At 47.6% G+C, this 14,528-nt stretch carries 10 protein-coding genes; 6 read left to right on the top strand and 4 right to left on the bottom strand.

The window, feature by feature from the left end:
- The first annotated feature begins 479 nt into the window (after positions 1–479).
- Positions 480–4,406, top strand: coding sequence for a S8 family serine peptidase (locus QUA25_RS04055; RefSeq protein WP_333035776.1), 3,927 nt, complete (start codon positions 480–482; stop codon positions 4,404–4,406).
- Positions 4,407–4,523: 117 nt separating this feature from the next.
- On the opposite strand, the gene QUA25_RS04050 is transcribed toward QUA25_RS04055, so the two are convergent.
- Both QUA25_RS04050 and QUA25_RS04045 read right to left on the bottom strand, forming a co-directional pair.
- Positions 4,524–4,838, bottom strand: a complete 315-nt coding sequence (locus QUA25_RS04050) for a hypothetical protein (RefSeq protein WP_333035775.1) — start codon at positions 4,836–4,838, stop codon at positions 4,524–4,526.
- 541 nt (positions 4,839–5,379) lie between these two features.
- Positions 5,380–6,396 carry an adenosine kinase gene (locus QUA25_RS04045; protein ID WP_333035774.1) on the bottom strand — a complete coding sequence of 339 codons (1,017 nt, stop codon included), beginning with the start codon at positions 6,394–6,396 and terminating at the stop codon, positions 5,380–5,382.
- Between the two features lie 138 nt (positions 6,397–6,534).
- Between QUA25_RS04045 and QUA25_RS04040 the strand changes: the two genes are divergently transcribed.
- The 4 genes from QUA25_RS04040 to QUA25_RS04025 all read left to right on the top strand — a co-directional run bounded on the left by QUA25_RS04040 (position 6,535) and on the right by QUA25_RS04025 (position 9,864).
- Positions 6,535–8,100 carry an AAA family ATPase gene (locus tag QUA25_RS04040; protein WP_333035772.1) on the top strand — a complete coding sequence of 522 codons (1,566 nt, stop codon included), beginning with the start codon at positions 6,535–6,537 and terminating at the stop codon, positions 8,098–8,100.
- An 86-nt stretch (positions 8,101–8,186) separates the two neighbouring features.
- A complete protein-coding gene (locus QUA25_RS04035) occupies positions 8,187–8,513 on the top strand; it encodes a hypothetical protein (RefSeq protein ID WP_333035770.1) in 327 nt (108 codons plus the stop codon).
- Between the two features lie 181 nt (positions 8,514–8,694).
- Positions 8,695–9,489 carry a YdcF family protein gene (locus QUA25_RS04030; protein WP_333035768.1) on the top strand — a complete coding sequence of 265 codons (795 nt, stop codon included), beginning with the start codon at positions 8,695–8,697 and terminating at the stop codon, positions 9,487–9,489.
- Positions 9,490–9,630: 141 nt separating this feature from the next.
- Positions 9,631–9,864: a hypothetical protein gene (locus tag QUA25_RS04025; protein WP_333035767.1), complete on the top strand. Its 234-nt coding sequence runs from the start codon at positions 9,631–9,633 to the stop codon at positions 9,862–9,864.
- Positions 9,865–10,155: 291 nt separating this feature from the next.
- On the opposite strand, the gene QUA25_RS04020 is transcribed toward QUA25_RS04025, so the two are convergent.
- Together QUA25_RS04020 and QUA25_RS04015 are read right to left on the bottom strand one after the other, a co-directional pair.
- Positions 10,156–10,389, bottom strand: coding sequence for a ferredoxin-thioredoxin reductase variable chain (locus tag QUA25_RS04020; RefSeq protein WP_006635793.1), 234 nt, complete (start codon positions 10,387–10,389; stop codon positions 10,156–10,158).
- Positions 10,390–10,666: 277 nt separating this feature from the next.
- Entirely contained in the window at positions 10,667–13,432 is a 2,766-nt protein-coding gene (locus QUA25_RS04015; RefSeq protein ID WP_333035765.1) for a DUF3536 domain-containing protein, read from the bottom strand.
- A gap of 800 nt (positions 13,433–14,232) precedes the next feature.
- Between QUA25_RS04015 and QUA25_RS04010 the strand changes: the two genes are divergently transcribed.
- Complete coding sequence (locus QUA25_RS04010; RefSeq protein WP_333035763.1) at positions 14,233–14,397, top strand: DUF1016 N-terminal domain-containing protein; 165 nt, start codon at positions 14,233–14,235, stop codon at positions 14,395–14,397.
- Positions 14,398–14,528: the final 131 nt, after the last annotated feature.

Here is a 14,528-nt window from a genome sequence, read left to right as displayed (position 1 = left end):
CGTTCCACAACACATCAAGCAGGATTTACGCGCCATATCCAGATGTATGGAGTCTTCATCAGCGGGGGGATTGCCCTACAAAACCCTATATTTAGAGGCTGTGCGTAAGTCCTGTCTCATTGACTGACATCTAAATTCGCCAAGCTAGTAATCGTTCAGATTGCTTGTCAACTTTGCACACATAAAGTATCCTCAACAGATAGAAGGTAGTAATGAGCTTTCTTTCAAAAAATCTTTAACCCAAACTAATACTATATCCTGGCTACAAAGTAATGTCTGTAAAGTTTGCTTGCAGCGAAAAAAGTAAGACTTAATTCCGAGAGATAGGTAGTAGCTTACAATCGTAGATTTTGGAATGGGTGGATATCTGTGTTGTGGGGAGAGACCTGATCTGGGAAGCAGCCCAGATGTATTGAAACTCGATCGCTCAATTATGCCGACTGATTAAAATACAAGTAAGTTTGTGGGCAGGGTGCAAAATGTCTAACATTCAACTCGGCAGTCTTAACGATAACTATTTCAATATCGATTTCGTTGGTAAGCTCGATTCCACAGACATTTATCGTTTCAATCGTCCTGCGGCAGGCAGTTTCCAAGTCTTGGCTGAAGGTTTTAGCGGCGGTCTGAAAATGGAACTGCTCGACAGCCAAGGAAAGCCGATCGAAACTATTTCAACTAGCGGCAAAAATCCCGGAACTCTCAGTACCGATAATTTGGGCGCAGGAGACTATACTCTCAAAGTTTCTCCCATCTCCTCCGACACAACCTATCAGATTAGTCTGGCGGCAAATGACAAAGTTGACCCACTCACAGGTTTGAAGGTTGACTCCGGTTTTTTTACGTCCGATCCTGCCGGTGAAGTAGGCTTTGATTTCCTGTATGATGGCGGCGGATTCAAAGGACAATTAGCCATATTTAGTTTGCAGGGTATGGAGAAATTTACTCCAGGCTCTGAGGAGTTTATCAAGGAAGCTGCAAAAAGGGCTCTGAGTAATTCGGTGTTGGGTCACGTCGTGATTTCTGATATTACAGAAGGAACAGATCCTCAATTCAGGGGTACTTTAGGGAAGGTAAATCTGAACACCGGGCCCTACAAAGGTGTGAAGAAGTTTGCGATGACTCCTGGAGAAGCATTTGCTGTGATGCTGGTGCCGGATGGCACGGTTAAAGAAGTATTTGATAAACCGGATATTGGCGGCGACAATCGTCCGCTGTTTTCGCTATCTAGCAGTGACGCGGATGATGCTTGGCTGTTGGGTCAGGTGGCAGATATTACTGGCGATGGTAAGACATTCGCGATCGAGGATCGATCAATTACTCCGAAGTCAGATTACGACTACGAGGATGTGATTTTCCGTTTGACGGGTGCGACAGGCAAAGCGGTCGAGGTGAAAGAAGTTATCGCTCCGGCTAAGGATTGGACTAAATCTGAAGGCGGTAAGAAATTGATCGATTATGTCACCTCAAAACTGCCTGATGAGCGCAAACCGCCTGCGGATACAGAACCGCCTCCACCCACACCAACACCTGCGCCAACACCTGCACCTGCGCCAACACCTGCGCCAACACCTGCACCTGCGCCAACACCTGCACCAACACCGCCTGTAGCCCCACTGCCACCTGCGGAGCCAACACCGCCTGTAGCCTCACCCCCACCTGCGGAGCCAACACCGCCTGTAGCCTCACCCCCACCTGCGGAGCCAACGCCACCTGCGGAGCCAACGCCACCTGCGGAGGCAAAACCGCCTGTGGCTCCACCGCCACCTGCGGAGCCAACGCCACCTGCGGAGGCAAAACCGCCTGTGGCTCCACCGCCACCTGTAGCCCCAACACCACCTGTAGAGCCAACACCGCCTGTAGCCCCAACGCCACCTGTAGCCCCAACGCCACCTGTAGAGCCAACACCTCCTGTAGAGCCAACACCTCCTGTAGAGCCAACACCGCCTGTTGATGATACCCAGGTACCGGCTGAAACTCAACCGCCCGCTGAGCCGGAACCGCCTGTGCCACCAGAGAAGCCCAGCCTGCCTTTGATTGGGATTATCGATAGTGGGTTTGCTGCGAACAATCCGGATCTTGACTACTCTAAAGTGACACTGGGGCGCGATCGCATTGACAATGACAACAACCCTTTAGTGTCGTCTGATGCAGAAAACGAACACGGCACGGCTGTTTGGAGTTTGATTGGCGCTCGCGCAGGTAATAATATTGGCATTGACGGTATTAACGATCGCGCTCCTGTTTGGCTGGGACGCGCCAGCGGTTCCGGGCAGTGGGACTTGTCGCTGACAGATTTTGTGCAGGAAGCCAAGGCACAGGGGCAGCGGAATGCTATTGTCAACCTCAGCCTAGACTTAACTCAAGTTAACCCCGACGGCAGGGTGACGACGCGCTACGAATTGACGCCCAGAGAGCGGGCTGCTTTAGAATATGCTCGTCAGAATGGAGTGCTGCTGGTGGTTGCTGCTGGCAACGATGGCGGTGTGATGTCGGTTTTGGGTCAAGCTTCCCAGGAGTTTGACAATATTATGACAGTTGGGGCGTTTGACGGAGTGCGCCGATCGTCATATTCGAGTTACGGTTATGGTTTGGATGCTGTAGTTGCCGAGGGGGAAAACGATCTAGATGCGCTTACGGGAACTTCTTTTGCAGCAGCGAAAGCGACTGGGATGGCGTCTGTTGTGTGGGAAAGCAATCCAGAGTTGAGCGATCGCCAAGTAATTGATATTCTCAAACAAAGTGCGATCGATGTCAATTTACCGGGTTGGGATCGGAAAACAGGTTTTGGATTGTTGAATTTAGATAAAGCCGTGCAGCTAGCGAAGGAAACAGCACCGCAATCGAGCACTCGCGCAGAATTCGCAACACCTGAAACTTGGGGTTACGAAGGGCTCGCGAAGCCAATGGAACGAGCTACTGCCGATCGATTTAACGGCAAATCTTATGAGTGGCAACCTTACACGATTCAAGCCGGAGATAGTCTCAGCGAAATTGCCAGAGAAACAATGGGCAGCGCTGCTCCCGATTACTACAAATTCATTGCCAAACACAACAACATTTCCAATCCCAGCGTAATTTCTGAAGGTCAAAAAATAGAGGTTCCTGTAGAAGTAGCGGCATCTGATGGCGGTGACAATTCGATCGAAAAGCCAGAGCAACAGTCACCTAATTCAACCTCTATCAACGGTCACAATATTGCTGGCAAATTCTATCCGGTTTACGACAAGTATCAAAGTGCGATCGGCAAACCCACTTCTGATGTCACCAACTATTCAGGTAATGTCAGCTATCAACTATTTGAGCGCGGTTCGATTGTCAGCAGTTCCAAAGGAACTTTTCCGATTTACGGCAGTATCCGCCAAGAATACTTGAAAACAGGCGGATTGGATGGTAGGTTGGGAGTTCCCAAGAGCGGAGAGATCGATCGGGGCAACGGTAACAAGATTCAATACTTTGAAGGCGGTCACATTTACTGGAATGGCAACAAGGCAACTGCTTACCAAGAGCCTGCTAAACCGTCCAATCCTGGTAACACTAACCCCGGAGGAAGTAACAACGGTGGCAACACCCCAGGCGGTACAATACCTGAAAAACCGCGAACTATTCCCGATGGCTTCGAGACTTTGCCTAGTGCAATAGGTGTTGATTTTTATCGCAGAGACTCTGACTACGTACAAGTTGTAGATCTAAGCAAAGGAGCCTCCGTCAAGTTCCTTCATGGAGAAATTACTGAGCAGGGCAATAGTCCTGAGTTTAAGACTCAAACTATTGATGAGGCATGGTCGGATTTTTCAAGAGCAAATTCGCGGGTTTTCTCTGTTACCAACGGTCAATACTTCGATCAAGGACCTTTGGATACTGTTAACAATTTTTGGTTTGGAGGCTGGTTCTGGGATACGAGCGCTCAAGTTATTCACCCTCTAAAAATTGATGGGCAAAGAGCAAGCACTGGTGCTAAAACCCAAGAGGAAGCAGACAGTCTACTCATGTTAGAGTTGTTCTCCGATCGGGCAACTATCAAAGACTACAATAGTAACACTTTCGATTCATCTTTAGCCAAAAATATTCTTGTCAGCTACGATCATATAGAGTATGGAGCAGAACGGAATGTGGAAAAGGGCAGAACTTTCATCGGTATTGGCGATCTTCATGGTTCTGATGGGATTAATGAGAGCGTTTTATTGTTTACTTCCGGCAATTCAAATCAAAAAAATGCTGGTGATACTCTCATAAATTTTGGAGCTAATCGAGTAATGATGCTAGATGGTTCTGATTCGTCTAAATTAAATGTGAAGGGAGAAACTCTTGTGGAAGGAGACAGCAGAAAGATACCACAAACAATAGGTGTAGTAGGTGGGGTATTCGGTCCGTATTTGCCTCCGAAACCTGGATTAATGGGTATTTGAAATTATGCAATCGCTTCTAGTCGATCGCCTCAAACTCACGTTTCGATCGTTGATGCGTAGGGGTAAGGTTCGCACTACGCACCCTACATATAGTCTCTGCTCGTAAGTCCCGATCGCTCAATATCCCGATCGCTCTAACGGCTGGATTTCAATATCTGGAGAAATCTCAATGGCTGCAATTCTGGCCTTCTCAACTATCGTATTTCCCATCATTGTATTGTGTACTGCCTTAAACTTAGATTCTGCTTCCGCAATTTCTTCGTAGTGTACAATTACATGATAATATTTATTAATTGGTTCTTCAGAATCTGAAATTTCCACGGCGAGCGAATCTATATTCTGAGACTCTTCTGCTTTCTCGCGATACTCTTCGGCTAAATGTTCTAGAGCGATCGCGATCGCGTGTTCTTTCGTTTGTCCGTAAAAATTCATGGTATCATCAGGGCGATCGCTCAGAGATGATGAAATCTGACACAGATACTGCCCATTTGATTGAGCGCAAACGTCGATCGCAATTGTACCAGTAGTGCGATCGGGATTTATTTGGGTAATCTGAACCTCCCTATCTGATGAAATAAGGTTGAGGAATTACGTGCTAACTCTATCTGTAGAAGGCGCACGGTACACCTTACACATACTTAGGGCTTGTTTAATAAGTTGGAAAAGTAAACACTCTCTGGATTGTCTGACCCACAAAAGGTTGTCAGGTGCAAAAAAAAACAGCTAAAATAGGTCTGGCTGAATAAGTTATTGGCAATCATAAGAGCAATTGATTGGTAATTAAAGCCCTATTTACTATCTCTGTGAACGATGTAATTGTTAGCATTTCAAGTGCGGTTAATTAAACTTTCACTGATTTTAACACCATCGCCCTTGCTGCATCTGCGTTCATCCCCGTTCCTCTGCCTTTATCTGCGGTTTAAAAAAGAGCGATCGCCCTTACGACAAAAAGTGCGATCGCCCATTTCAATTCCTAACCAGAAATCACCTCACTCAAAAGATGAGCCTGAGAACCCTCCAGACGAGGCCCGTGAATCTGCACCACCAAAGAAGCCAAATAATTGCCCCAACGAGCCGCTTGTGTAGAACTCAAACCATTAGTAATTCCAAACAAAACACCCCCCGCAAAAGCATCCCCAGCACCCACAGTATCGATCGCCTTTACCGGAAATCCAGCCACATCAACAATCTGTTTGTTCTCCACCACCATGCAGCCTTTATCCCCATTAGTGATAAAAGCCAAATCCGAAATCTCGCTCATTTTCCGAGCGCACTCTTCCAGAGATTCCTCCTTAAAAAAGCTCCGAACTTCATCAGCATTGCAAAAAATTACATCGCAATATTCCGAAACCACCTTGTGAAAATCATCAGCAAAGCGATCAACTAAAAAGCCATCCGAAAAAGTAAAAGCCACCTTCACACCCAGACGCTTAGACTGTTCCATCGTCTCAATGCTAGCCTTTCTCGGATCGGGAGCATCCCAAAGATAACCCTCAACATAACTGTACTTGCAGTGACTCAGGCGATCGACATCAATATCAGTCGCAGCCAGAGTAGTAGAAACACCCAAATTAGTACACATCGTGCGTTCCGCATCCGGCGTAGTCAGCACTACACAAGTACCAGTGGGTTCCTTCGACGACTCAGCAGGATGCACGTTAAAATCAATCCCCGCCGCCAGCAAATCTCGCCGATAAAATTCGCCGTTAGTATCCTTAGCAACCTTCCCCGAATAATACGCTTTACCGCCGCTTTGAGCCAAACCAATCATCGTATTTGCCGCCGAACCGCCCGATCGCATTTGCAGCGAATTGTGTTCTAAATCGTGCAAAATCCCCCCCTGCGTTTCCGAATTCATCAGCGTCATCCCGCCGCGATTCAGCCCGTGGCCGAGTACAAATTCATCTTCCACCAATGCTAGGATGTCTACCAGGGCATTTCCCACGCCAAACACATCCACGGAGCGGGAATCTTGATTGTTTTCTGTCATCAGTAATTTTTGGTTTACACTAATTATCAACTTTATAATAAATTGACTTCAACTCAACATCTATTTTCTTTAAGTTATCTTTATCTAAATCTCCAAGCCCAAATCGATCTAAGCTAAAATCCAAAATCTAAAATTGATATGACTGATACTTGTCTCCCACCTCTGATTCAGCAAATGTTGCAGCCCGGGTTTTACCCACATGGGGTGACAGAACCAGTGCAGCTAATTCAGACTCATGCTTCCTTTGTTTTGCTGACAGGAGAGTATACTTACAAACTAAAGAAACCAGTCAACTTTGGCTTTTTGGACTATTCAACTGTGGAGAAAAGGCAGCATTTCTGCAACGAAGAATTGCTGCTTAACCGACGCACTGCTCCGGAAATTTATCTAGAAGTTTTGCCAATTATTAAAATTGGGGATTCGTTTCAATTGGGCAGGAACTTACTAGCACTAAAATCTACAGAAAATGCTGTAGAATATGTGCTAAAAATGCGGGAGTTTCCTCAAGGTACGCTGTTGCTTAGTTTGTTGGAACGCGGACTGTTAACAGAGCAACTTATGGCAGAATTAGGGCGCGAAGTTGCCAACTTTCACAGCAGAGCAATTAGTAATAGCTATATTCGGACATTTGGCGAAGTCAGTCAGATTCGCACAGCAATAGATAACAATTACCGGATTTCGCAAAAATATATCGGCGGGCCGCAGACTCAGAGACAATATCAGGAAACTAAAGATTATACTGATGCGTTTTTTGTGACCAATCAAGAGTTATTTAACCGGCGGATTGCCAATAATAAAATTCGCGAGTGCCACGGAGATTTGCATTTGCGGAATATAGCATTCTGGCAAGATAAAATCTTGCTGTTTGACTGCATTGAATTTAACGAGCCTTTTCGCTTTGTTGATTTCATGTACGATGTGGCTTTTACAGTAATGGATTTGGAATCGCGGGGGCGCAGAGACTTGGGCAATGCTTTTCTCAATACTTACATCGAACAAACAGGGGATTGGGAAGGACTGCAACTGTTGCCTCTGTATTTGATCCGTCAAGCTTATGTTAGAGCGAAAGTAACTTCGTTAATGTTGGACGATGCCGCTATTTCAACTGCCCAAAAAGCAGAGATTTCACAGACAGCAGCTCATTACTATAAACTGGCTTGGCAATACACGCAACCGCGCCAAGGCAAGTTAACTTTGATGTCGGGTTTGTCTGGTTCTGGCAAGAGTACAGCAGCTCGATATTTGGCTCGCCGCACAGGGGCAATTCACATTCGATCCGATGCTGTTCGCAAACATTTAGGGGGAATTCCTTTAAATGAACGCGGGGGGCAAGATTTGTACTCGGATGAAATGACAGCCCAGACTTATGGTAGATTGTTAGAGTTGGGGATAGTGCTGGCTGACCGAGGTTGGGATGTGATTTTAGATGCAAAGTTCGATCGCCAAAACTTGAGAACCGATGCAATTAATCAGGCTCAATCCCACGGCTTGCCCCTGCAAATTATTTACTGCACCGCACCAATTGAAGTATTGCGAGAACGCCTGCAACAGCGCAGGGGCGATATTGCCGACGCGACAGCCGAACTATTGAGTTCGCAGCAAGCAGATTTTGAACCTTTTACAGAATTAGAGCAAATTTCTGTAAAGATTGTAGATACCGCCCAAGACTTAGAGGTACAATTAAACTTGATTTGTGGAGAGTAGTTGCAGAGCGATCGCCCTTGGCAATTTGATTGTCTGCTAATATTGTCAATATCTTTCTGTATTATTAAAAACAAAACTTACAGATCATGCCAAAATTTACTGGAGACTCCAAGGGGTTTAGCCCCGCGCTGATATGGTTTGTGTTGTTTACCGTTGGGTTTCGCTTAGTAGGATGTACGCTGCCCCTGAGTCTCGGCTTGGGTGTCATCGGTGGCGTGGCAGCAGGTTTAATTGTCGCTTGGTGGCACAACGAATTACTACTCAACCCGAATATGAATTCCAAGGACAAAACCTCAGATGCTATCGTCAATAAAGAAGTAGTGCAAAGGGACGCCCATAAATATAGCAAAACCTCTAGGGGTGATGCTGCTACATTGTTTGGCTGGTTATCTGGACCAGAGGATCGTCGCTAGCACCGAAAATAGTTTTGAGTATTGAGTTGTAAGCTTTAAGTTAAAGAGTTCATAATTCACAACTCTATACTAAAAATTAACCACTCCCGCCACCTAAATTACTAATTACAGATTAGCGACTAACGCTCGTTCATTTCCAATTACCCATTCCCGCTAACGAGCAATTTGAATTACTTGCTGAATGTTTGTATTTCTATCGAAACTCCTGCCACTTTTTATTTATCCTTTGGGGTTGAGTTGCCTGTTAATGATGGCGGCTTTAATCACACTTTGGAAGCGTCCGAAATGGGCGGCGGCGCCAATTGCTGGGGCTTTAATTATTTTACTCCTCGGAAGTAGCGGTTGGGTTTCAAAATCGTTAGTTCGATCGCTCGAATGGCAAAACTTACCAACCGCCGAACTCCCTCAAGCTGAAGCGATAATCGTCTTGGGTGGCGGTGTCAAAGCAGCTTTACCTCCCCGTCCTTGGGTAGAATTAGCGGAAGCGGGCGATCGAATAATCTACGGTTCCCGACTTTACCGGCAAGGCAAAGCTCCGCTGCTCATTCTCAGCGGCGGTAGAGTAGATTGGAAAGGCGGCGGGGCTCCCGAATCGGCAGACATGGCAGAAATTGCCCAAACAATGGGTGTACCGGCATCAGCAATTCTGCAAGACCCCGATTCACACAACACTTATCAAAATGCTGTCAACGTGCGGAAAATTTTAGATGCTAAAGCTATAAAAGGGCCGGTTTTGCTAGTGACATCGGCAATGCACATGACTCGCTCGCTCTTAATTTTCCAGCGTCAAGGAATAAAAACAATTGCCGCACCAACAGACTTCCAGATAACGCAGCAGGATATCGCAGCATCCCAAAACAATTGGCAAGCAGTCGCCTTGGATTTATTGCCGGATACCTATCAGTTAAACCAGTCAACTAAAGCTTTGAAAGAATACATCGGCTTAATCGTTTATCGGCTGCGGGGATGGCTTTAACAGAATTTTAGATTGGGGATTTTGGATGGAAGAATTTAAGTAGTCTCAACCGTGAAGTCACTTCCCAAATCCAAAATTGATTCAGTGTGCTAGCTTAAAGTCATTAAAGCCAATATTAGCCACCGTCGCCCCCAAACAATCATGCTGCCCCACGAGTTGCAAAACATTGCCCCAGAACCGACTCCCGCGGCCGAAATTTTTCAGAGACACCAAATTGTCCGCGAGTTTTACGATGAAATTAAGTACCGTCAAGAACTAGAACTTCACTGCCAGTGGTATTACGCTACAGCCAAGCAGCATCAGCAGGAATTGCAGAAAATGCAGGGAGATTGGAATATTTTAGGTTGGTTCAGCCGCAGACGGTCGAAAAATTAATGATTAAATAAAAAAGACGGTTGGTAGTAAGGAGTTTAGCCCCGCCGATCGACTAAAAGCGACATAAAAAACTGAAGTCCTCACTACAAACTGTACAACAGCTATTTGACTCCCGCCCAAAAACGGATACCTGCTTTCCAACAGGAGTCGTGATCAGCGCAAAATTTTAGACTCTAGTTCAAGCTTCCAGATTCATCTGTGGAGTAAATCTAAAATCTAAAATCTAAAATCTAAAATCGACTGACCGGATTTGATATTGTCTTTGGGCTCCGGCTTCAACTTTTGAGACAGCTAGACTTCCGAAGATATCAATTCGACCTCATCCTCTTTCAGGTGAGCTCGAAATTTTTTGTCAAATTGTACTAGAATCGGCCAATTAGCACTGACAGGTCTGCCGTGCCATTCGTGAACGATCGCCACGACTTCTCCTTCCATACCCTTAATATCAAATGGTTGACTGCGATTTTCAGGGTGGTGGTAGACAACAACAGAGTTTTTAATGCAAACGCGATCGCCAACTTTCATAGACTTATATTTAGTGTTCTCTCTTCAAAACTCTGCAAAGCCTAGGGGTGCTTAACACTTGTAGGCTTTGCCGACAGTCTTCTTATCTTCCCACAAGTAGAGCGAAAACTTAAACAAAGTTGGCGGTTCCCTGTCGCTGCTTCGATCCCCAGCCGCGCTCCACCTCAGCCGAAATGTCGATCCATTCTCGGTTGAACCCGCAGGCCCGATCGGCTTTTAAAGCTCGATCGGGCGGATTTTCAAGGGCGAGAATTGATTTGGTTTAATCGAAAAACAATCAATTTAACTGATTTAACCAACACTCAACATCAACGGCCAAGGTTTGACCCAACTCCAGCAACTGCCGGATCGAAGACAAGTCCCAGCCCACGCCGGAACCTGCAATCCCCAAGGCAACGGCAGCGACCACACTGTCGCCCGCCGAGGCATCTTGCAGTTGCAGCCAGCCCAAACACAGAGGCACAATTTGAGTGTACAGAGAATTGAAATACAGTTCCTGCGATCGATCCAGACACAAACCCAGACTCAGCCGATCGCCCACCGCAATCAAACGCTCGATCGTGCGGATATCAGCTTCTAAGTTGACAGGCGAGCGAGCCTCCGCGCCCGATCCTGGTTGCAGCAGCGCGTCAAGCGATCGCCAAACCATCTTTTCCAAAATTTCCTTGACTTCGGGAACGTTCAACCGACAGCGGAGATGGCCGCTTTCAGTGGCGATCGCCTCAATTTCGGCCAGCAGCGGTTCCACATCCTCCGTTTCCACTTCCAGGGCCTTGGCCGCCGTCAAACAGCGGTGTCCCAAAGCCACCTCAGCAGCCACCTGCAACTCTACCGGCACCTGCAACTCGTCGCGGTGGAACGCCATCATCACCCCGTAATTTTCGCGGTAAACCTGAGTGTAAAGCTGATCCAAGCGAGTCAAGTTTTCCTGACTCAGCAACTGCACGATCCGGTGGCGTTCCTCAGCAAATAAATCCCGCAAGCTAAAGGACTGATCCCCAAACAGCCGCACCATTTCCAGAATCGCGTGGGACGCCGAAGCTTCTTGCATAACTCCAAACAACCGCTCTTTGAGCATAGTGTAAGACCGGCGGCTGCCAAAAGGCTGAATGCAGCAGTGGAAGTCCCAGCCGCCGAGGTGCAGCGCAGCAAACACAAAAACCTCTGTTTCCCGCGTAATTTCCGAGGTTAACTGCAATTGACCCACAGCCAGAGTCATCGAGCCCATGCGCTGAATTTGGAAATCTTGCTGCTGGGCCTGATAGCAGTAAACTCGCTGTTCGCGGGGATATTTGGCAAATAGAGAACTGATCGCGTAGTGGGCGGCCACTTGTCGGAGACTAATTTGGGCTGTCACCACGAGTTTGCGGTAAACTTCTGCCCCTGTTGTGAAATAGTCAACGTTGCTGGGTACGAGGGCTAGTTGAGCAACAAAATCCTTTTCTAGCTGCACGCCGGTAACTTCGCCCGCCAATTCCAGCGCCCGGGCCGCGTAGCGCAGAATTTGCACGCCTTCTGGGCGCGAGATTTCTTCAAAAAACCAGCCGCAGCTAGTGAACATTAACAGGGTGTGGCGCTGCATTTCCAGCAGTCGCAGGGCGTCCACCTGTTCGGAGGCATCGAGGGGGCGCACTTGATGGCGTTCGAGGAAACTGTCAACGTTAGCGGGCGATCGATCGCGGATGACCTCAATATATTCATCTCTGGCTTTCCAGGGATCGCACAACAGCTTGCGCCCCGCTTCTTCGTAAATCGGAATCAGTCGATCGCGCAGCCAATTGAGAGTATCCCGCAGAGGGCGGCGCCATTTTTGGTTCCACTCGCCGCCGCCACCGCAACCGCAATCATCTTGCCAGCGATCGACCCCGTGAGAGCAACTCCAGGCCGTCACCGGTTTGAGTTCCACTTCCCAAGCGCTCGGATTTTGACTTATATAATGAGCAAAATTCGTCACCGTCCAGCCTCGACGGGGAAACTCTTCTGTGAAGGCGTAGGCGAGGCATTTTTCGGTACCGTTTTTGTGGTGGCCGAAAGTTTCGCCGTCCGTCGCCACGCAGATTAATTGAGCCGGTCGGTGGTCTCCCCGTACTGCTTGACCCAACCGCCCGGCCAAGTGGTGGCTGCTGCTGAGAACGTCATTGAAGCCCATATCCCGCGAGATCGGGCCGTCGTAGAAAAAGATATCAATGTAGGGAGTGTTGGCAGGTGGGGCAGCAGAATTTTGGGAGTGCTGGCGGCCAAAATAGTGAGTGCTCAGCGGCGAGAGTTGGTCAGCCATCAACCGCATTTCCGGCTTCAAATAGCAGCGGTACGGGCGAGTCGGATCGATTTGACCCCCGCCGACTTCGTGCCATTCGGAATTTTGCCCTGGTTCCCCTTCGTGGTTTTGCCCGATTAGCGGGCGGCAGCGTTCGGCTTGGGAGGGGGCTAAAACAATGAAGCGGATGCCTTCAGCGACTAAAACTTCGAGGGTGGCGTAGTCTACGGCGGTTTCGGCGAGCCACATTCCTTCGGGATCGCGATTGAACCGGGAGCGAAAATCTGCGATCCCCCACCGAATTTGGGTGTATTTGTCTCGCTCGTTAGCCAGCGGCATGATGATGTGATTGTATACTTGGGCGATCGCGTTGCCGTGACCGTTGAGGCGCTGACAGCTTTTGCGATCGGCTTCCAGAATCCGCTGGTAGACTTCCGTGTCGTAGCGTTCGAGCCAGCTCATCAGGGTCGGCCCGATGTTGAAGCTCATATACTCGTAGTTGTTGACGATCCCCGTGACTTCGCCGCGATCGTTGAGTATGCGGGCAAAGGCGTTCGGGCGGTAGCACTCGATGTCAATGCGTTCGTTCCAGTCGTGGGCGGGAGAGGCGCTGGCTTGGCGTTCGATCGCGTCCAGATAAGGGTTTTCCCGGGGTGGCTGGTAAAAGTGACCGTGAACCGTCACGCAGACCCCAGTGGCTGCGGCCACGGTGCTTTGGGTTGCAGCCGTTACGGTTGGCGAAGACAAAGGTAGCCGATCGGATTGAGTTGTAGAAATCGAAACCATGCGAGCAAATCCTCACTCAAGTAGTTAAAGACAATAAAACCAGCCTAATTAGAAACTGAAACCTTACGCAGCAAGAGTTACAGCTAGGCATCTGTTAGGACTAAATTTGGCTGACAAGTTTTGATACATTTGTAGTATTGCGAGCAAAGCATTCGTTCCAAGATGCCAACCGTCGATCCCTGGGTTTTTCTGCCAATGCTTTGCTGTTGAAAGACTTAAAAAAGGTAGCTTTTGCTGCTTTTTGGCACTTGCGACCCATTTCGGGTTCGTGCTTGCAGGGCTGCTCATTGAGATTTTGATTTACATAGCTGGATTTTAAAGTCTTATTCAGTAAATAGCAAGTTTTCGCCGGAAAGATTTAATTTTTGGCAATAAATCTTGGCGGTTGTGGATATCGGTTTAATGCCCGATCGATTTATAGAATAAGAGTTTTGCCTGAGTTTCGCATCATACTTTAGGTGCTTTTTACCTAAGTCCTGGAGAAGTTAGGCCGGTTGGGTTAGGGCGGGAGAGATTTGCTGCAAATGTACTTTCCAGAAGAGTTGTAACACTTGTGCGGAGTCAAAAGGCAACAAAAAAGCAAAACGGTAAGTGTTATGTTTTAACTCCTGAGAGGTATATGAGGGCGGAGGCGGAGGAGGAGGAGGAGGAGGGTTTGGACGAGAAGATGCTGCATTTGACGGCGAAGTTGGAGAGGCAATTTGCCTAGAGTGCCAAGTTAGAGGCGATGATTCGGGAAAATCGGCAGAGGGTGGGTTCTGGCGGATAGTTCGTCAATTGCTGAAGATTATCATGATTTTTTGCGAGAACTTAAGGAAGGTATTGTGCAATATCAAGTGCGGGCCGTACTTTCTGTTAATCGCGAATTAGTGTTGCTTTACTGGCTAATTGAACGGAATATTTTAAACAGGCAACAGCAGCGAGGATGGGGAGCAAAAGTTATAGACCATTTAGCTGTTGACTGAGAAACAGCTTTTCCTAAAAGGATGTTTGCCGACGATTGAGCAGTTGGAAGCTGACTTATACCATTTTTTTAAATATGTGATAGACTTGTGTTCAAAGTAAAGGAGACAATTACAATGTCTGGTCGTCCTCA

It is taken from the genome of Microcoleus sp. Pol17C6 (assembly GCF_036701145.1).
Classification (GTDB): domain Bacteria; phylum Cyanobacteriota; class Cyanobacteriia; order Cyanobacteriales; family Microcoleaceae; genus Microcoleus.
The sequence above is the reverse complement of the archived record's forward strand: the minus strand, read 5'-3'. Positions and strand labels throughout refer to the sequence as shown.